The sequence below is a fragment of the Pantoea sp. GM_Pan_3 genome, from assembly GCF_026541045.1.
Classification (GTDB): Bacteria; Pseudomonadota; Gammaproteobacteria; order Enterobacterales; family Enterobacteriaceae; genus Pantoea; species Pantoea anthophila.
The window spans coordinates 62,628-78,625 of sequence record NZ_JALNVA010000009.1; the positions used below are offsets into that span (position 1 = coordinate 62,628).

The 15,998-nt window shown below is 55.4% G+C and carries 14 protein-coding genes and 1 pseudogene; 6 read left to right on the forward strand and 9 right to left on the reverse strand.

What is annotated here, in order from left to right; translation table 11 throughout:
- The first annotated feature begins 182 nt into the window (after positions 1–182).
- The 5 genes and pseudogenes from OXR04_RS20345 to OXR04_RS20365 all read left to right on the forward strand — a co-directional run bounded on the left by OXR04_RS20345 (position 183) and on the right by OXR04_RS20365 (position 5,407).
- Positions 183–1,352: a Gfo/Idh/MocA family oxidoreductase gene (locus OXR04_RS20345; RefSeq protein ID WP_267372722.1), complete on the forward strand. Its 1,170-nt coding sequence runs from the start codon at positions 183–185 to the stop codon at positions 1,350–1,352.
- A 10-nt stretch (positions 1,353–1,362) separates the two neighbouring features.
- Entirely contained in the window at positions 1,363–2,427 is a 1,065-nt protein-coding gene (locus tag OXR04_RS20350; RefSeq protein WP_267372723.1) for a Gfo/Idh/MocA family oxidoreductase, read from the forward strand.
- Positions 2,428–2,530: 103 nt separating this feature from the next.
- The gene (locus OXR04_RS20355) at positions 2,531–4,087 is read left to right on the forward strand and encodes an MFS transporter (protein ID WP_267372724.1); all 1,557 of its coding nucleotides are present in this window, start codon (positions 2,531–2,533) and stop codon (positions 4,085–4,087) included.
- A gap of 125 nt (positions 4,088–4,212) precedes the next feature.
- A pseudogene (locus OXR04_RS20360) lies at positions 4,213–4,517 on the forward strand (glucuronate isomerase); the annotation flags it as partial.
- A gap of 185 nt (positions 4,518–4,702) precedes the next feature.
- Entirely contained in the window at positions 4,703–5,407 is a 705-nt protein-coding gene (locus OXR04_RS20365; protein WP_267372725.1) for a haloacid dehalogenase type II, read from the forward strand.
- 22 nt (positions 5,408–5,429) lie between these two features.
- On the opposite strand, the gene OXR04_RS20370 is transcribed toward OXR04_RS20365, so the two are convergent.
- From OXR04_RS20370 to OXR04_RS20410, 9 genes are all read right to left on the reverse strand, one after another.
- Positions 5,430–6,959 (reverse strand): Fic family protein, encoded by a 1,530-nt coding sequence (locus OXR04_RS20370; RefSeq protein ID WP_267372726.1) that lies wholly within the window; start codon positions 6,957–6,959, stop codon positions 5,430–5,432.
- Positions 6,960–7,108: 149 nt separating this feature from the next.
- Positions 7,109–7,474: a 4-amino-4-deoxy-L-arabinose-phosphoundecaprenol flippase subunit ArnF gene (arnF, locus tag OXR04_RS20375; protein WP_267372727.1), complete on the reverse strand. Its 366-nt coding sequence runs from the start codon at positions 7,472–7,474 to the stop codon at positions 7,109–7,111.
- On the reverse strand, positions 7,471–7,791 hold the full coding sequence (arnE, locus tag OXR04_RS20380) for a 4-amino-4-deoxy-L-arabinose-phosphoundecaprenol flippase subunit ArnE (RefSeq protein WP_009093166.1): 321 nt from the start codon (positions 7,789–7,791) through the stop codon (positions 7,471–7,473). Before arnE ends, arnF begins: the two co-directional genes overlap by 4 nt.
- The gene (gene arnT / locus OXR04_RS20385) at positions 7,791–9,458 is read right to left on the reverse strand and encodes a lipid IV(A) 4-amino-4-deoxy-L-arabinosyltransferase (protein WP_267372728.1); all 1,668 of its coding nucleotides are present in this window, start codon (positions 9,456–9,458) and stop codon (positions 7,791–7,793) included. Before arnT ends, arnE begins: the two co-directional genes overlap by 1 nt.
- The gene (arnD, locus tag OXR04_RS20390; RefSeq protein WP_267372729.1) at positions 9,458–10,360 is read right to left on the reverse strand and encodes a 4-deoxy-4-formamido-L-arabinose-phosphoundecaprenol deformylase; all 903 of its coding nucleotides are present in this window, start codon (positions 10,358–10,360) and stop codon (positions 9,458–9,460) included. The genes arnT and arnD overlap by 1 nt, the downstream gene beginning before the upstream one ends.
- Complete coding sequence (arnA, locus tag OXR04_RS20395; RefSeq protein ID WP_267372730.1) at positions 10,360–12,339, reverse strand: bifunctional UDP-4-amino-4-deoxy-L-arabinose formyltransferase/UDP-glucuronic acid oxidase ArnA; 1,980 nt, start codon at positions 12,337–12,339, stop codon at positions 10,360–10,362. Before arnA ends, arnD begins: the two co-directional genes overlap by 1 nt.
- A complete protein-coding gene (gene arnC, locus OXR04_RS20400) occupies positions 12,336–13,319 on the reverse strand; it encodes an undecaprenyl-phosphate 4-deoxy-4-formamido-L-arabinose transferase (RefSeq protein WP_267372731.1) in 984 nt (327 codons plus the stop codon). The genes arnA and arnC overlap by 4 nt, the downstream gene beginning before the upstream one ends.
- 1 nt (position 13,320) lies before the next feature.
- Complete coding sequence (gene arnB / locus OXR04_RS20405) at positions 13,321–14,457, reverse strand: UDP-4-amino-4-deoxy-L-arabinose aminotransferase (RefSeq protein WP_009093175.1); 1,137 nt, start codon at positions 14,455–14,457, stop codon at positions 13,321–13,323.
- 251 nt (positions 14,458–14,708) lie between these two features.
- On the reverse strand, positions 14,709–14,912 hold the full coding sequence (locus tag OXR04_RS20410; RefSeq protein WP_267372732.1) for a hypothetical protein: 204 nt from the start codon (positions 14,910–14,912) through the stop codon (positions 14,709–14,711).
- 205 nt (positions 14,913–15,117) lie between these two features.
- Here OXR04_RS20410 and OXR04_RS20415 point away from each other — a divergent pair, with 205 nt between their 5' ends.
- On the forward strand, positions 15,118–15,720 hold the full coding sequence (locus OXR04_RS20415) for a YceI family protein (protein WP_267372771.1): 603 nt from the start codon (positions 15,118–15,120) through the stop codon (positions 15,718–15,720).
- Positions 15,721–15,998 lie beyond the last annotated feature (278 nt).

A 15,998-nucleotide genomic window follows, 5' to 3' on the forward strand; every position in this document is an offset into this window, starting at 1 on the left:
CCAATCAGTTTTTGCAAATTTTTGCAAACGTAATGCTATGACATTACAACTATTTTACATCGGGTTCCCAAATATTCGCCCTGCTCTGCGAACATTCTCACAAAAAGAGTTTGCTCCTCTCACTGCCCTTTTTTTATGTTCGCCCCAGGCATCTTAATAACGGTAACAGGTGGAGAATCCCGATGTTAAAAGTTGCGATAGTCGGCATGGGCAATATTACCCATTCACATATCCAGGCGTTTTTACAATTTCCTGAGCGAGGCAAAATTGTCGCAGTTGCCGATGTCTATCCGGAAAAAGCGCGCGAAAAAATACAGCGTTATGGTTTGCATGATGTTCGTGTTTATAGCGATCTCGGGGAGATGCTGGCCGGGGGTGATGATATTGATGTGGTGGATGTCTGCACTCCGCCTTATGTGCACGCAGAAAACACCATTACAGCATTGCAGGCAGGTAAGCACGTGCTGTGCGAAAAACCGATGGCCGCCTCGCTTGAAGAGTGCGATGCAATGATCGCGGCTCAAAAAGCGAGCGGGAAAATATTGTCGGTAGTGGCCCAGAATCGCTTTACCGACGCCTTCTGGCGTCTGAAAGCCGCCGTTGACTCCGGGCTGGCTGGCAAAATTTGCCATGCGCAGGTGGATTCGTTTTGGTGGCGTGGCCACTCCTACTATGACTTGTGGTGGCGCGGTACGTGGGAGAAAGAAGGCGGCGGCTGCACCCTTAACCATGCGGTACACCATATCGATGCCATGCAATGGATACTGGGTGCGCCGACTGAAGTCGTCGCCATGATCAGCAACGTGTCACACGATAACGCGGAAGTCGAAGATCTCAGCGCCGCCATATTCCGCTATCCCAATGGTGCCCTGGCACAGCTGACAGCCTCCGTAGTCCATCACGGTGAAGAACAGAAGATCGTGTTGCAGGGAGAAAAAGCGCGTCTCTCAGCACCGTGGAAAGTCGTCGCTATGCAGGCGGCGGAAAATGGTTTCCCGGAAAAAGAGAACAACCTATCACTTGAAAGCGAGCTTGAACGTTTTCAGACGGATATGCAGCCACTCGCCTGGACTCTGCACGCCGGACAGGTTGATGACTTCTTCTCCGCCATCGAGCATCAGCGCACACCGTTGGTTGACGGCGAGCAGGGTAAACGCTCACTGGAACTGATCACCGCGATCTATAAATCCGCCATCGTCAGAAGCACGGTCTCACTGCCGATTGCACGTGATGACACCTTCTACCGTACCGGAGGATTAATCGCCAGCGCCCCACACTTCTATGAAAAACAGTGTTCGGTAGAAAACTTTGCCGACGTCGATGATATCCCTCTGGGTAAAAACTTTGCGTGAGAAAATAACCATGAACAAACAGAATGGCATGAACTACGCACCGAAAGGTAAACCACTGCCGGTGGTACAGCCTGGCGAATTTGTTATAGCGGCAACCGGTCTTGATCATGGCCATATTTACGCCATGTGCAATGGCTTAACGGAGGCCGGCGCGACGCTGAAGTGGGTCTATGATATCGATCCGGCCAGAGTGGATAAGTTTGTACAGCAATTCCCTCAGGTTAAGGTGGCAGACTCACTGGAGACTCTTCTGACTGACCCGCAGGTTCAACTGATTGCCGCAGCGGCAATTCCGTCACAACGCTGTGCGTTAGGCCTGAAAGTGATGGCTGCGGGTAAGGATTATTTCACCGACAAAGCGCCTCTCACCACTCTCGAACAGCTTGAAGATGCTAAAGCAATGTGCGCCCAAACCGGACGCAAATATGCGGTTTACTACAGTGAACGCTTGCATGTGGAAAGCGCAGTATTTGCCGGGCAGTTAGTAGAAAAAGGGAGCATTGGGCGGGTAGTGCAAACCCTCGGTACCGGCCCGCATCGGGAAGGTATCGGTCGCCCAGAGTGGTTCTATCAGCGCCGCTATTTTGGCGGCATTCTGTGTGATATCGGCAGCCACCAGATTGAACAGTTCCTCTATTACACCGGCAATAGTGATGCCACTGTTGTTGCCAGTCAGGTGAGGAATTTCCATCATCCGCAGCATCCACAATTTGAAGACTTCGGTGATGCCATGCTGGCTGGCGAAAATGGCGCTACAGGCTATTTTCGCTGTGACTGGTTCACGCCTGATGGCTTATCCACATGGGGTGATGGACGCATGACACTGCTCGGTACTGATGGTTATATCGAAATCCGTAAATACACCGATTTAACGCGTGGTGAGCAGGATGTGGTCTATCTGGTTAATAAAGAGGGAGAGTTTCGCTATACCGTTTCTGGCGAAGTCGGTTACCCCTTTTTCGGCCAGTTAATTAAAGATTGTATCAATCGTACGGAACATGCCATGACGCAGGCGCATGCGTTTAAAGCCGCTGAACTTTGCGTCAAAGCGCAGATGTTAGCTAACGCGTCATAACGCATCTGTTTAATACGTTGAGTTCCAATTCTGTTGATAACAATAGCGGCAGGGCATTGCACCTTGCCGTTAATACACCCCTACCAGAACAGGAATCGGATCGATGGTTAAACCTACAGAACGTCGTGTGGGCTATGGCGTAGCCATTGGCTACGGCTTAACAGATTTATTTGGCGGCGGTGCTTTTGCCGTTATCGGCACCTGGCTGCTGTTCTTCTATACCACCTACTGCGGATTATCCGTATTTGAAGCGGGATCGATATTTGCCATCGCCCGCGTGATCGACGCAATATTAAGCCCGATTATGGGGTACATTACGGATAATTTCGGTAATACCCGACTGGGGCGTCAATTTGGCCGCCGCCGTTTCTTTCTGCTTATCTCCTCGCCTTTAATGTTGTTATACGGTGCATTGTGGGTAACGGATATGGGCTACTGGTATTACCTGGGTACCTATCTCACCATCGAATTACTGTCGGCAATGGTGCTGGTACCGTGGGAAACACTGTCGTCAGAAATGACTAATCGCTTTAGTGAACGCACACGTCTCTCAGGTGTCCGCCTGATGTTCTCGGCGCTCGGAAGTTTCCTGGCGGTTTCCGTGCCTGGTCTAATCATGCAATACACCGGCAAAGATAACGCCATCACCTATACCCTGACCGGGGTAATCTTCTCGGTGATCTATTGCATCTCGGTATTTATTACCTGGCTGACAACCTGGGAAGCGAAAGATATTCAACCTGAGCAGGATATTGCACAGCATCCCGCGCGAAAAGGTGGTTTTACGGCACATTTTAAATACCTTTTTCTCGACCTGGCCTCTTCATTCCGGATTAAAGCTTTCCGTCAGCATCTGTTGATTTACCTGTTTTCCTTTACCGCGATCGACGCGTTTGTGGCGGTATTTACCTACTTTGTCATTTATGGTCTGAAACAGGATGCATCCCTGGCGTCGTTGCTACTGAGCAATATGATGTTTATGTCCATTCCGGGCACGTTTATTTTTATGATGTTACTCGGCCGTTTCAATATGACGCCGTCTAATGCCTTACGTATCGCTTACCTGGGTATTATGGCTGTATTTATTTTTCTGTATGCCATTTATCAATGGCAATGGCAGGTGCCTACGCTGGCCTTTAGCGCGGTATTTCTGTTCCTGGGGATTATGCGTGCTGGCCTCATTTATATTCCGTGGAATATTTACAGCTTCATTCCCGATATTGATGAAATGGTGACCTGTAAACGGCGCGAAGGGATCTTTGCCGGCGTCATGGTATTAACGCGAAAAAGCTCGGTAGCGGTCGCCATATTTATGATTGGTGTGGTGCTGCAGGAGAGTGGTTTTGTAAAAGGCAACGGTTCACAACCGGAGAGTGCCGTGCAGGCGATCGTTGGATTGATGGTGTTTGTCACTGCTGGTCTTCTGGCCGTTAGTTTCTGGCTGACTTTCAGGTTCAAACTAACCCAGCGCAGCCACAAGTTATTAGTTAAAGAGGTGGCACGCCGTAAACTCGGCGGCACGCCGGCGCAGTGCGATGAAGCAACCCGGGCCGTGATTAAAGAACTCACCGGTTATGCCTATGACGAAGTCTGGGGAACAGCGCGCACGAAAACCAGCAGCGATACGGCGATTAGTCGCGAATTGAAATCGAAGCTTTAACCACACTGCAGCGGAGCCATCAAACCGGGACTTACTGATGAGCCAATTTATGATTATCACAGCCATTTGAATCCACGAGAAATGGCTGAAGATCCCCGGTTTGCCAATCTGAGCGAGATAGGGCTGGGAACTTTCAGACGGCGGGCATCGCGGGTAAGGTCCAGTTTGGCTCGGCCTGGTGGTTCAACGATCAACAGTACGGGGTGCTGCGACAGCCGGAACGGGTCGCACAGACAGGACTTCTGAGCCAGTTGATCGGTATGTTGACCGGTTCACGCAGTGTCCGCGTCATGAATACTTGCGGCGTATTCTGTGTAACCTGCTCGGTTAGTGGGTCAGGAATGGCATATTACCGGATGATGAGAAGCGGCCCGGAAGCATGGTGCAGGATATCTGCTTTAACAACGCAGGACGTTATTTTACGCAGTAATCGTGACCAATCTGCAGGACCGCGTTGCATTATAGCCCGGCAGTTGCACTATGGCACAATTCGCTTTAGCGGTTTCACAGCCTGAATTACAACGACACGCAGCCCCCGTTCTTGAGCAATCCTTCCCGGTGTCCTACCTTCAATCAGCGCCCTTAACGCCTCTCATTAAGCCAACCGGAGTCAAGATGACTAACAATCTCAACCCCCATTCCTGCAGTGACACCCTCTTTTTCGATGTCAATGAGACCCTGCTGGACACGACCGAACTGAATCAGGTGGTCGCACAGCGACTCGGTGACCGGCCGGAACGTGCCGAAGCCTGGTTTACCTCGGTGCTGCACCACTCTCTGGTCGCATCCGTGACCGGCAGCTGGCATAGCTTTGGTGATATCGCCGAAGCGGTGCTGAAGATGACGGCTTCGCGTTACGGTGTAACCCTGCCTGAAGAAGCAACGCCACTGGCTGACATTATCGCCGCGATGCCGCCGCATCCTGATGTCGCCGCAGGGCTGACTGCCCTGCAGCAGCAGGGTTTTACGCTGGTTGCGCTGACCAACTCCTCTGCCGCGCTGGCTGAACAACAACTCAGTTCAGCCGGGCTGGCACCGCTATTCGCCCGCATTCTCAGCGTGGAGCAGGTTAAGGTTTATAAGCCCGATCTGAGAGTTTATCAGTGGGCAATGAAAGAGATGGGCAAGCCTGCCGCAGAGTGCATGATGGTGGCGGCGCATGGCTGGGATGTCGGTGGCGCAAAACGGGCAGGGATGAAGACCGCATTTATCACCCGCAAAGGCCAGTCACCTTATCCACTGGCGCCTGCACCGGATTTGATCGTCAGCGATACAGGTGAGCTGGCCGCACAGCTTAAACGGCTCAGCTTGACGCAATGAACGGCAGATCAAATCCGGGCATTCAGCCTGCCTGTGTCTCAAATGCCGATCTGACCGCTTCCACGATGCGTCCGGACAGCGTCGCGTCGTCCAGCATCGGGAACGTTTTTTTAAGCTTGCCGGAGATCTGCCAGCCATTTTCCTTCAGCGAACGAATAATGCGACTCGCATCCTGATCGGGCATTTCCACAACCTCTTTCAGACGCTGCTGCGCACGCTGAAATATGACTAACACGCGCGCTTCATCTGCCATTTCTGTTCGAACGGTGTGCTCTATCACTCTGCACGTATAGAGCACATGCTCGGTTAGGTCGGGATAACGCCAGGCGAAGCGGGCATCTTCATAGTCGCTGAAAATGAAGTTACTTTGCGTGCCATCTTCATAGGTTTTGAGTTCACCAAACCGATAGCAGCCTGCATAACGCCGCATAAGCCGTTTAGAAAACACGTCCAGCGTGCGATCGTAACCGACGCGAAAGTCCATCGAACTGGTGATGGTGGCCGAGACGGGCAGAATGACCCCATCCGGTATCGCTCCGTCACGAATCAGCGTGTCATTAATTAAAAAGCGATGGATCCGGCCATTGCCATCGCGCATGGGATGGATATAGACAAATCCAAACGCAATAACAGCGGCACGGGCCAGCGGCGCGGCTCCGTGCGTCGCCTGTTCAAAGGCTTTCAGCCCCTGCATGAAACGAGGAACATCATCATAGTGCGGCGCAATATAGTGGACGATATCTTCACGCATTGTCGACTGCCCGACAAATACCGGCGAGCGTCGCAGACCCAATCCCAGTGCATCCTGTCCCAGAATGCCCTGCTGTATCGTGTGCAGGCTGACATCGTTGAGCGGATCGTCCAGCTGACCGCAATACTGCGCGATAACGTGGGCAAACCGCTGAATGCGATCGCCCTGGTCCGACTCTTTCTCGATCAGAAAACTGGCGCGTGACTCTTTAAATGTCAGCCAGCTGGCGGTGCGCATCAGAATATCTGCGCCAAAGGCCTTATCCAGATCTGAAAAAGCAGCATTGAGATCGAACGCCAGCGCCTGTTCAACGGCAGCTGTTCTGCGCACCAGGGGGCAGAAATCGATCGATCCCGGCAGGTTATCGTTAATGCGCCAGCGTCTGCTGCGTTTCACGGTGGTTCGGGTCAGATACGCTTTCGATGAAATCGCGTCAATATAGCCGCCATTAGTGACATCGGGCACCTGCAGCAGGTTACCGGTCAGCCACTCATAGAAAAACCCTGCCCGACGCGCATATTGTCCGAACGGCTCCTGACGACACCACGCCTCCAGAGGTTCCGGCCCGATTACCGTAAACAGGCGGGCAAAAAACTCCAGGTGGATCTCCTCATATTTGAGACCAAAGGCAAAATGCCCGGCAAAATTATCTTCCGGCTGATAGCCAGGAGGATAGTAATTTTCCACCTGCCCCTGACTGTCATGATGAGAACGTACCGTTCCAATCGCTGATTTCACACGCAGTGGCTGCGCCAGTCTGATTGCATAACGTTCGCGCAATGCGCTAAAGCCGACCAGCATACTGAATCCTTTATTTTTCACGCAAAAACGCTAACAGAAAGGATTTCTATCACGAAAACGATAATTTCGCTACGCCAACCCGGCTAATCTTTGCCCGAAAACGTGAATAAAAAAGAGAGTTGATGCGAAAACAGTAATGCAGACCCTATTCAGGGCTTAACCACGATGCACAAAAGCCCGATGACAATCATCACCACGCCCGCCAGGCTATGCCAGCTGAACGCCTCATGAAATACCGGCAGAGAAACTGCAGCCAGCCAGACCAGCACATAACTCAGGCTGAGCAGCGGATAGACCCGGTTCAGGGGGAAATGACCCAGCGCCCGGATCCAGCAGATCATGGAGAGGCCATAGGCGCCCAGCCCCGCCACCAGCAGCAGGGCGGGCAGAATGCCGATAGCAGGCAGTGACGTCAGGCTGCTGACATCGGGCAACTGCGGCATCGCCCAGCGCATCATCAGCTGCGCCGCCGAGACCAGCAGTACGCTGCAGGCAACCCATCCATACCCTTTCATATCTGACTCGCCATCAGCGCCACGCCGGTGACCACCAGCAGCGTGCCGGTTATCTGGCGCGGCGTTAACCGTTCACGCCACAGGAGACGTCCGGCCAGCGCCACAAAAATAAAGTTAAGGCTCAGCATCGGGTAGGCCTGGCTGACCGGCACCCGCTGCAGCACCAATAGCCAGAGGAGCATCGCAACGCCCAGCAGCAGCACGCTCACGCCAATCCAGCTCAGGCGCGTCCGGCGGGATACCGCCCTCGTCGCCTGCTTCTGGCAAAGCTGTGCGCTGCAGCTGAGCAGACTGACCAGAATAATCAGCAGCAGCATTACTTCGTCTGGCTGTAGTAGAGGCAGACCAGCCTGCCCTGACGATAGACGGCGTCCGGCACCGGCACATCCTCATCGATATCGCTGTGAACCGAGTCCATCAGCAACAGCAGCGACACGCTCCCCTCGCGACGATGTGGGGCAAGCCAGCCGGCGAAATCTGCCCGTGAAACAAAACGGGACTGTGCATCCGGGTAGCCGAGCCCATATTCCAGTTCCCCCTTACTGTCATAGAAACCGATATCGCTGCGCTGCAGGTGCCAGGCGGCCGCAGAGGCGATGCCGGGGTTGTCAGCCAGGATAAAGCGGCTGGTGGCCAGTTGCTTACTGATAACCGCCACAAAGCGCTGCGGCTGTTTGGCATCGCGGATCTTATCGGGGATGGCCGCACCGATAACCAGCGCAAGGCCCAGCGGGCAAAGTGCTGCCGCCAGCCAGCGACGCGAGGAAGAACGGCAGCTGTACGCCCCCACCAGCCCCCAGCAGAGGAATGCCACTGCCGCCAGCACCAGCTTCAGCATCTCATGCGTGGCGAACAGCGGATGATGCGTCAGACTCCAGGGGGCCAGCACCAGCAGTACTGCGGTCAGCGTCAGGATACCGAATATCAGGTTCAGCCAGCCATTCAGCGTCAGGGCGCGCCCTACCCGCTGCGCAGCGTTCAGGCCATAATGGGCCATCAGCAGTGACAGCGGAACAAAACAGGGCAGGATATAGGTCGGGAGTTTGCCCTTGGCCAGACTGAAAAACAGCAGCGGCATCACCGTCCAGCTCAGCAGATAGAGCGCACCGGGGTGCTGATGACGCTCACGCCAGCCCGTAAGCAGAGCCCCCGGCAACAGTGCCAGCCACGGCAGCGTGCCCAGCAACAGAATCGGCAGGTAATACCAGAATGGGGCTTTGTGCTGCGCATTCGCTTCTGCGAAGCGCTGGATATGCTCGACCCAGAAAAAGTAGTGCCAGAAATCGGGAGCCTGATGATAAATGGCCAGCACCCATGGCGCGCTGATTGCCGCAGCAGAGAGCAGCGCCAGTGGCCCGAAGCAGAGCAACTCCGGCACTCTCCTGCGCCAGATCGCCCACGGCAGGATCGTCAGTACCGGCAGCGCCAGTGCCAGAAAGCCTTTGGTCATGAATCCCATGCCGCAGGCGAGCCCCAGCAGCAGATAGCCGCCCACGCGCCCGGCGCGTCCACTGGCCTCTGTCGCCAGCCAGAAGCTGCACATGGCGGCCGCCAGCCAGAGCATCAGCATCGGATCGAGCACCGCATAGGTGCCGACCCCATAGACCAGCAGCGAGCTGAGGAAAATGATCGCGCCGGCGATCGCGGTTCGCGAGGAGGCAAACATCCGCCTGCCGAGCCAGAAAATCAGGGCAGCGGTCAGGGCAGTGGAGAATATCGAGCCGGCCCGCACGCCAAAATTATTGTGGCCAAACAGCCACTGACCCAGCGAGTTAATCCAGTAACCCGCAATCGGTTTTTCAAAATAGCGCAGGCCGAAAAAGTGCGGCGTGATCCCGTTGCCGGTTGCCAGCATCTCCCGGCTGATCTCCGCATAGCGGGTTTCATCCGGCTGCCAGAGATCGCGGAACACCGGCGGGACAAGGTAATAGAGGATAAAAAAGCTGAAAAACAGCAGCCATATTGTCTGGTTACGTATCCGCACTAGTTCGCCTCTTCCATCCGTTTCTGGCAGCCCAGCCACCCTTCCCGTCCGGCAATTTCGCCTCTGACCACCCGGCCTAATGGCAGCGTCGTCAGATCAGCGGGCAGCAGTTCACTGAGCGGACAGAACTGAATGCCGTTATCGGCGGCCAGGGTCAGGAGGCGATCAAAGTCCGGGTAGCCGATGATCCCCTCCACTTCGGAATGAACGGTGTAAACCGCCCCCTCTTCCGCAGCGAGCATTCGGGTCAGAATGAAGTCGTTGTACCCCTCTGCGCTGACCTCGCGCCCCACCACCTCATCCCAGGTCGGCAGCGTTACCGGGATCTGCACCGTCCCGATCTGCCCGTCTGGCAGCACCGGCCGGAACGGGCCGCTGCCGCGACAGTCGCTGTTGTAAGTGAATCCGAACGGCTGTTTAGCGGCGACCACCCGGCCATCCGCGCGCCATCCGGCCACGGCCGAGCAGCTGACCGGATGGCCGAGGATCTCACTCAGCAGGTCGGTGCCGCGCGCTATCTGCTCTGCCAGCTTTTCCTGCGGCCAGACGCCCGCCCAGGTCTGCCACGCAAAGTGGTCCCAGGCGTGCAGTCCCACCTCATGCTGACGGGTGGCGTCCTGAATAATGTGCCGCAGACGGCGCCCCATCTGCTTGCCTGGCCACGCCGTTCCGGCCAGCAGGATATCCCAGCCATAGAGCGACGCGGCCCGGGAACGCACCATTTTCAGGAGAAAGGCCGGCTTCACCAGTCGCCAGAGATGGCGGCCCATGTTGTCCGGCCCCACACTGAAGAAAAAGCTGGCCCGTACAGCATGACGCCGGAACAGCGTCAGCAGCGCCGGCACGCCCTGCTGCGTGCCGCGCCAGGTATCTACGTCAATCCGCAGACCGATCTTCTTCATCACTTATCAGCCTGTTGCTCAATGGTGCGCAGGAAGAAGTCGAGCGTGTTGTCGATGGTGACATCCATCGTCACGGTTGGGGTCCAGCCGAGTAAGCGGCGCGCATTGCGGATAGCAGGTTTACGGTGCTCCACATCCTGATACCCTTTTCCGTAGTAGCTGCTGCTCTCCACTTCGCGGAAACCGGCAAACGGCGGGAACTGGCTGCGCAGTGGATGACGCTCAAAGCTCTCCAGCAGCTGCTCGGCCAGCTCTTTGATACTGGCTTCGTTGTCCGGGTTACCGATATTGATGATCTGCCCATCACAATTCTGCTGTTTGTTCTCGATGATGCGGAACAGCGCCTCCACGCCATCTTTGATATCGGTAAAGCAGCGCTTCTGTTTGCCGCCGTCAATCAGCTTGATGGGCGAACCTTCCACCAGGTTGAGGATCAGCTGGGTAATGGCGCGGGAGCTGCCGATACGCGCGGCATTGAGGTTGTCCAGACGCGGCCCCATCCAGTTGAACGGCCGGAACAGGGTAAAGCGCAGTCCCTCTTTTTCGCCATAGGCCCAGATCACCCGATCCAGCAGCTGTTTGGAGACCGAATAGATCCAGCGCTGTTTGTTGATCGGCCCGACCACCAGATTGGAACAATCTTCATCGAAACTGTCATCGGTACACATGCCGTACACCTCAGAGGTGGACGGGAAAATGATGCGCTTCTGATACTTCACACAGTCGCGAATGATTTTCAGGTTTTCTTCAAAATCGAGCTCAAACACGCGCAGCGGATTGCGGGTGTACTCAATCGGCGTGGCGATCGCCACCAGCGGCAGGATGACGTCACATTTCTTGATGTGATACTCAATCCATTCGGAGTGGATAGCGATGTCCCCTTCGACGAAGTGGAAACGCGGATGGTCGAGGAAGCGGCTGATGGCATCGGAACTGATATCCAGGCCATACACCTCGAAATGCGCATCCTCCAGCAGCCGTTCGGTAAGATGGTTACCGATAAAGCCGTTAACGCCGAGGATCAGCACCCGGGTGCGGCGCTGGAGCGCCGACTGCGGCTGCGAATAGAGCAGCGCGCCTGGCACCATGCCCAGACTCTGCGCCAGCTGACTGCCGTTCATATAGACACCATGCTCGGACTGCCCGGTCTGGATTTCAAGCGCCCCTTCACCACAGGCAATCAGGAACGGCTGCTTAGAGATTACCGTGCCCGGTCTGGCCTGATGCGGCTCGTGATGAACCCGGCTCTTCCAGACAATGAAGCGGACCGACCCGGCGAAGGCAAAGGCGCCAGGCCAGGGATCGGTGACCGCTCTGACCAGATTGTGAATCGTCTGAGCAGGCTGGTTCCAGTCAATCCGTCCATCTTCGGCGGTGCGACGGCCGACACGGGTCGCCTGACTCTCATCCTGGGGCCACTCACTGACCTCACCCTGACGCAGACGAGGTAAAACGTCGCCCAGCAGCTGCTCTGCGACACTGATGAGTTTACGGTGCAGGGTCAGCGCATTGTCCTGGTCCTCGATAGCCACCGCCTGCTGCGCCAGAATATGACCGGCATCAGCACGCTTTACCATGCGATGCAGTGTGACACCCGTTTCGCGTTCACCATTCACCAGCGCCCAGTTGAGGGGTGCCCGCCCCCGGTATTTTGGCAGCAGCGAGCCATGCAGGTTAAAGGCCCCTTTTTGCGCGCATTGCAGGATCTCATCGCTGAGCAGATGGCGATAATAGAAGGAGAAAATCATCTCTGGCGCCATGCTGCGGATACGATCCAGCCAGATCGGGTGATTCGCCTCGTCGGGCGCATAGACCGGGATGCCATGCTCTGCCGCCAGACGCGCAACCGAGCCGAAAAAAGGATTTTCGGTCGCCACGTCGTTGTGGGTGAAAATGGCGGTGATCTCATAGCCTGCCTTCAGCAGCGCATTGATGCCGACACAGCCCATATCGTGATAGGCGAAAACGAGGGTCTTCATGATTGAGTATCCTGTACTGATGGCTCTTCTGGAGCCTGAACAATGCGTTGAACGAAATAGCGCGGACGCGCCCGAACGTCGTTATAAATGCGCCCGATGTACTCCCCGAGCAGTCCCATGCCCACAAACTGGGCACCCGTAAACATGAACAGCACGGCAAACAGAACAAAAACGCCATCCCCCGCCCAGGCCGCACCAAAGAAGAGGCGCAGAACAATCAGCACCAGCGAGAAAGCGAAGCCAGCGAGTGCAATCAAGCTGCCGATAACGCTGAGCAGTCGCAGGGGGGTGGTGGTCAGGCAGGTCACCAGGTCGTACATCAGGTTGATCAGGCGCATAAAGCTGTATTTCGAGTCGCCAAATGCCCGCTCAGCGTGGATCACCGGCAGTTCGATGGTGTGACGGGCAAAGGTGTTCGCCAGAATCGGAATAAAGGTGCTGCGCTCGTGGCAGTTGAGCATCGCCTCAACGATGTGGCGACGATAGGCGCGCAGCATGCAGCCGTAATCCCCCATCGCTTTGCCGGTCACCCGCTGGATCAGCCGGTTGAGCGTGCGCGAGGCTTTACGCCGGAACCAGGTGTCCTGGCGCTGCTGCCGGACCGTGCCGACCACGTCATAGCCCTGACGCGCCGCCTCAACCAGCCGCGGGATCTCCTCCGGCGGGTTCTGCAGATCGGCATCGAGCGTGATAATCAGATCGCCACGCACCTTACTGAAACCGGCCATGATGGCGGAGTGCTGGCCGTAATTGCGGTTAAGCAGCACACCGATGACCCGGCTGCCGGGTGCGGAAGCCGCCTGTTCAATCAGCCCGGCGGATTGGTCACTGCTGCCGTCATCGACCAGCAGGATTTCATAGTCCATCTGCAGTGTGTCGCAGGCGGCAGCGGTGCGCTGAAGCAGCTCCGGCAGGCTCTCCTGCTCGTTGTAGACCGGGATAACCACGGAGAGTCTGTTGATCGGTTTATTCTCGCCCATATCAGACTCCGGCAATATCATGCAGCGCCTGAATGACGCGCTCGACATCCTGGTCCGTCATTGAGGGAAACAGGGGAATCGAACACATCTGCTGGCTGTTGCGTTCACTGGCGGGCAGACGTAAATCGGGATAGCGCTCGCGATAATATCTGTGGGTGTGGGCGGCCCGGAAATGCAGGCCGCTGCCGATATTGCGCGCCTTCAGCGCCTGCATAAACGCATCACGCGAAAAACCACACCGGCGTTCATCAATACGGATAATAAACAGATGCCACGCATGCTGATGAGGCCAGGCGGGCAGTGACAGCGGCGTGAACGGCAGTGCGCGCAGCGCGGCAAGATAGCGTTCGGCAATCTCGCGGCGGCGTGCAATGAAACCGGACAGTTTCTGTAACTGCACCAGCGCAATGGCTGCGCTGATGTCGGGCAGGTTGTATTTAAAGCCGGGCATCATCACTTCTGCCTGCGGCAGACGGCCCTGCGTCTGGCGATCAAAAGCATCAACGGCCAGACCATGAAACTTCAGGCTGCGTATGCGATCGGCCAGCGCGGCGTCATCGGTCACCACCAGGCCACCTTCCGCACAGGTGATATTTTTAATGGCGTGAAACGAAAAAATTGCCGTGCCGCGGTGCCCGATCGGCTTTCCGTGATAGGTCGTGCCTGCCGCATGTGCCGCATCTTCAATGATGGCAATGCTATGCTGCTCAGCCAGCTGGTAGATCGGGTTAAGATCGACCGGTGCGCCAGCGTAATGGACCGGAATAATGGCGCGGGTCCGGGGCGTAATCGCCTGTGCAATCAGTTCCGGCGTCACCATCAGGGTATCAGGGTCGACATCGATCATGACCGGCGTGGCGCCCAGCAGCGTGATCAGATTCAGCGTGGAAACCCAGGTCATGGAGGGCGTAATCACCTCATCACCGGGCCCAATTCCCATTGCCATCAGCGTGACGTGCATTCCGGCGGTGGCAGAGCTGACGGCAATCGCGTGCAGGTTGCCGGTCAGCCGGACAAAGGCCTGCTCCAGACCGGCGCACTGAGCGCCGGTTGTGATCCAGCCCGAGTCAAAGACCGCTTTCACGGCTGACAGCTCTTCATCACCCAATGAGGGACGGGAAAAAGGCAAAAAATCCATGCTAAAACTCCTGCAGATCAAACTCATAAGCGATCGCGCGAAATTAATCAGGCACAACGCCGGAAACAGAACTTAAATAGCGATTTATCATCCGCCGGCAGGGATGTTATTTACCCCTGGCGTCCATTTCTGGAATAGGGGTTGCCGGACGGGTAATACAAACTAGCGCACGAAAGTTAACTGAACATTAAATGAAGGGAATGAATAACAATAAATTAATGCAGGGTTCATTTGGTCATTTCTGAAAAAGTTCACTGATATGCATTAATATCGCCTCCGGGCAGACTTCTTTTTGATTGATTGATGATTTGTTTATAAAACAACGAAATCTGCCGCTGAATGATCGGCTTTCCATTATGTCCGGTCAGGGAGCCTCTCAGATAAAAATAACTTACTGAAGAACGCAGATGATTAATCACCGCCCTCTTACAATCCCGGTAAACGTCAGATTCCATATTCCCGCCTTAATGTATTCTTAATATTTCCCGTTATTTTTGCGCTGAGACGGCGGCCACCGTTAACGTTTCGTGAACCTCAGATGACAGCACGTTAATATTTGTCACATACGTCACGACAGAAAGGTAAAACAGTGTTACAAAGTCAATAAAATCGCGGTTTCAGGCGTCAGCGTTTGAGCCCGCTCAGAATGAGAAAATAGTGATGAACCGTGTCGCCTGCTTATACGCTCTGCTCGCCTTGTTCAGTCCGGCGCTTTACGCCGCCCCCGTCACCTATACCATCGCGCCTGAGAAAACGTCGATCGGCCTTTCATGGCGTGCCTTTGGTCATGACTTTTCTCAGGCCACACTGCAGGGCGTGACCGGCACGGTGACGCTTAATCGCGATGAAGAGCGTGATGACCATATTGACGTCACCATTCCGGTCGCGACGCTGGTGGCCTCAAACAGGCTGTTAACCTGGCAACTGAAAAGCGATCTGTTTTTCGATGCAGAGCATTATCCGCAGATTCACTTCGTCAGCAGCCGCGTTGCCTCGATGGGGGGCGCTGATTACCGGATTTTCGGGTTGTTAACGGTCAAAGATGTCAGCCGGCCAGTGGTGATGCTGGCCACGCTCGACAGCGGACAGGCCTTTGACCCCGCCTCAGATTCGCTGGCCCTGCATGCCTCGACCGCGATTTCCCGCACGGCATTCCGGGTGGATCGGCTGGTCGGCGTGGTGGATGATCGCGTCAACGTTGCACTGACCATTGCGGCGGAAGTGAAGCGGCCGCTGTCCTCACCGTTAACCTCGTCCCGATAAGGGTTGTCCCTTAACCTGACTCGCAAGATAAACGCTCAGGTCAGGCTAAAAAACTATAGCCAGCCTGAATACTAAAATAAAAAACTATATATGCGGTTTTCGCAGCTTTAATCTTTTATGACTTCGGGGTGGCGTTAATATTGCTTCTGGTGCGGCTTAACGTTTATGAACTGCGTGTTCAGTGAGAACCGGACAGCCTGCATCAGTCAATTAACAGGCAGGCAGAAAGATCGCAACGGGGCGGGCCCGACGGATATTACGGCACGCCAGGGCAGATC

Coding starts and splice junctions, on each gene's coding strand:
- arnA (WP_267372730.1), bottom strand. CDS start 12,339: ATGAAGACCCTCGTTTTCGCCTATCACGATATGGGCTGTGTCGGCATC.
- arnC (WP_267372731.1), bottom strand. CDS start 13,319: ATGGGCGAGAATAAACCGATCAACAGACTCTCCGTGGTTATCCCGGTC.
- OXR04_RS20370 (WP_267372726.1), bottom strand. CDS start 6,959: ATGCTGGTCGGCTTTAGCGCATTGCGCGAACGTTATGCAATCAGACTG.
- OXR04_RS20415 (WP_267372771.1), top strand. CDS start 15,118: ATGAACCGTGTCGCCTGCTTATACGCTCTGCTCGCCTTGTTCAGTCCG.
- OXR04_RS20345 (WP_267372722.1), top strand. CDS start 183: ATGTTAAAAGTTGCGATAGTCGGCATGGGCAATATTACCCATTCACAT.
- OXR04_RS20410 (WP_267372732.1), bottom strand. CDS start 14,912: ATGGAATCTGACGTTTACCGGGATTGTAAGAGGGCGGTGATTAATCAT.
- OXR04_RS20365 (WP_267372725.1), top strand. CDS start 4,703: ATGACTAACAATCTCAACCCCCATTCCTGCAGTGACACCCTCTTTTTC.
- arnF (WP_267372727.1), bottom strand. CDS start 7,474: ATGAAAGGGTATGGATGGGTTGCCTGCAGCGTACTGCTGGTCTCGGCG.
- OXR04_RS20350 (WP_267372723.1), top strand. CDS start 1,363: ATGAACAAACAGAATGGCATGAACTACGCACCGAAAGGTAAACCACTG.
- arnD (WP_267372729.1), bottom strand. CDS start 10,360: ATGAAGAAGATCGGTCTGCGGATTGACGTAGATACCTGGCGCGGCACG.
- arnE (WP_009093166.1), bottom strand. CDS start 7,791: ATGCTGCTGCTGATTATTCTGGTCAGTCTGCTCAGCTGCAGCGCACAG.
- OXR04_RS20355 (WP_267372724.1), top strand. CDS start 2,531: ATGGTTAAACCTACAGAACGTCGTGTGGGCTATGGCGTAGCCATTGGC.
- arnB (WP_009093175.1), bottom strand. CDS start 14,457: ATGGATTTTTTGCCTTTTTCCCGTCCCTCATTGGGTGATGAAGAGCTG.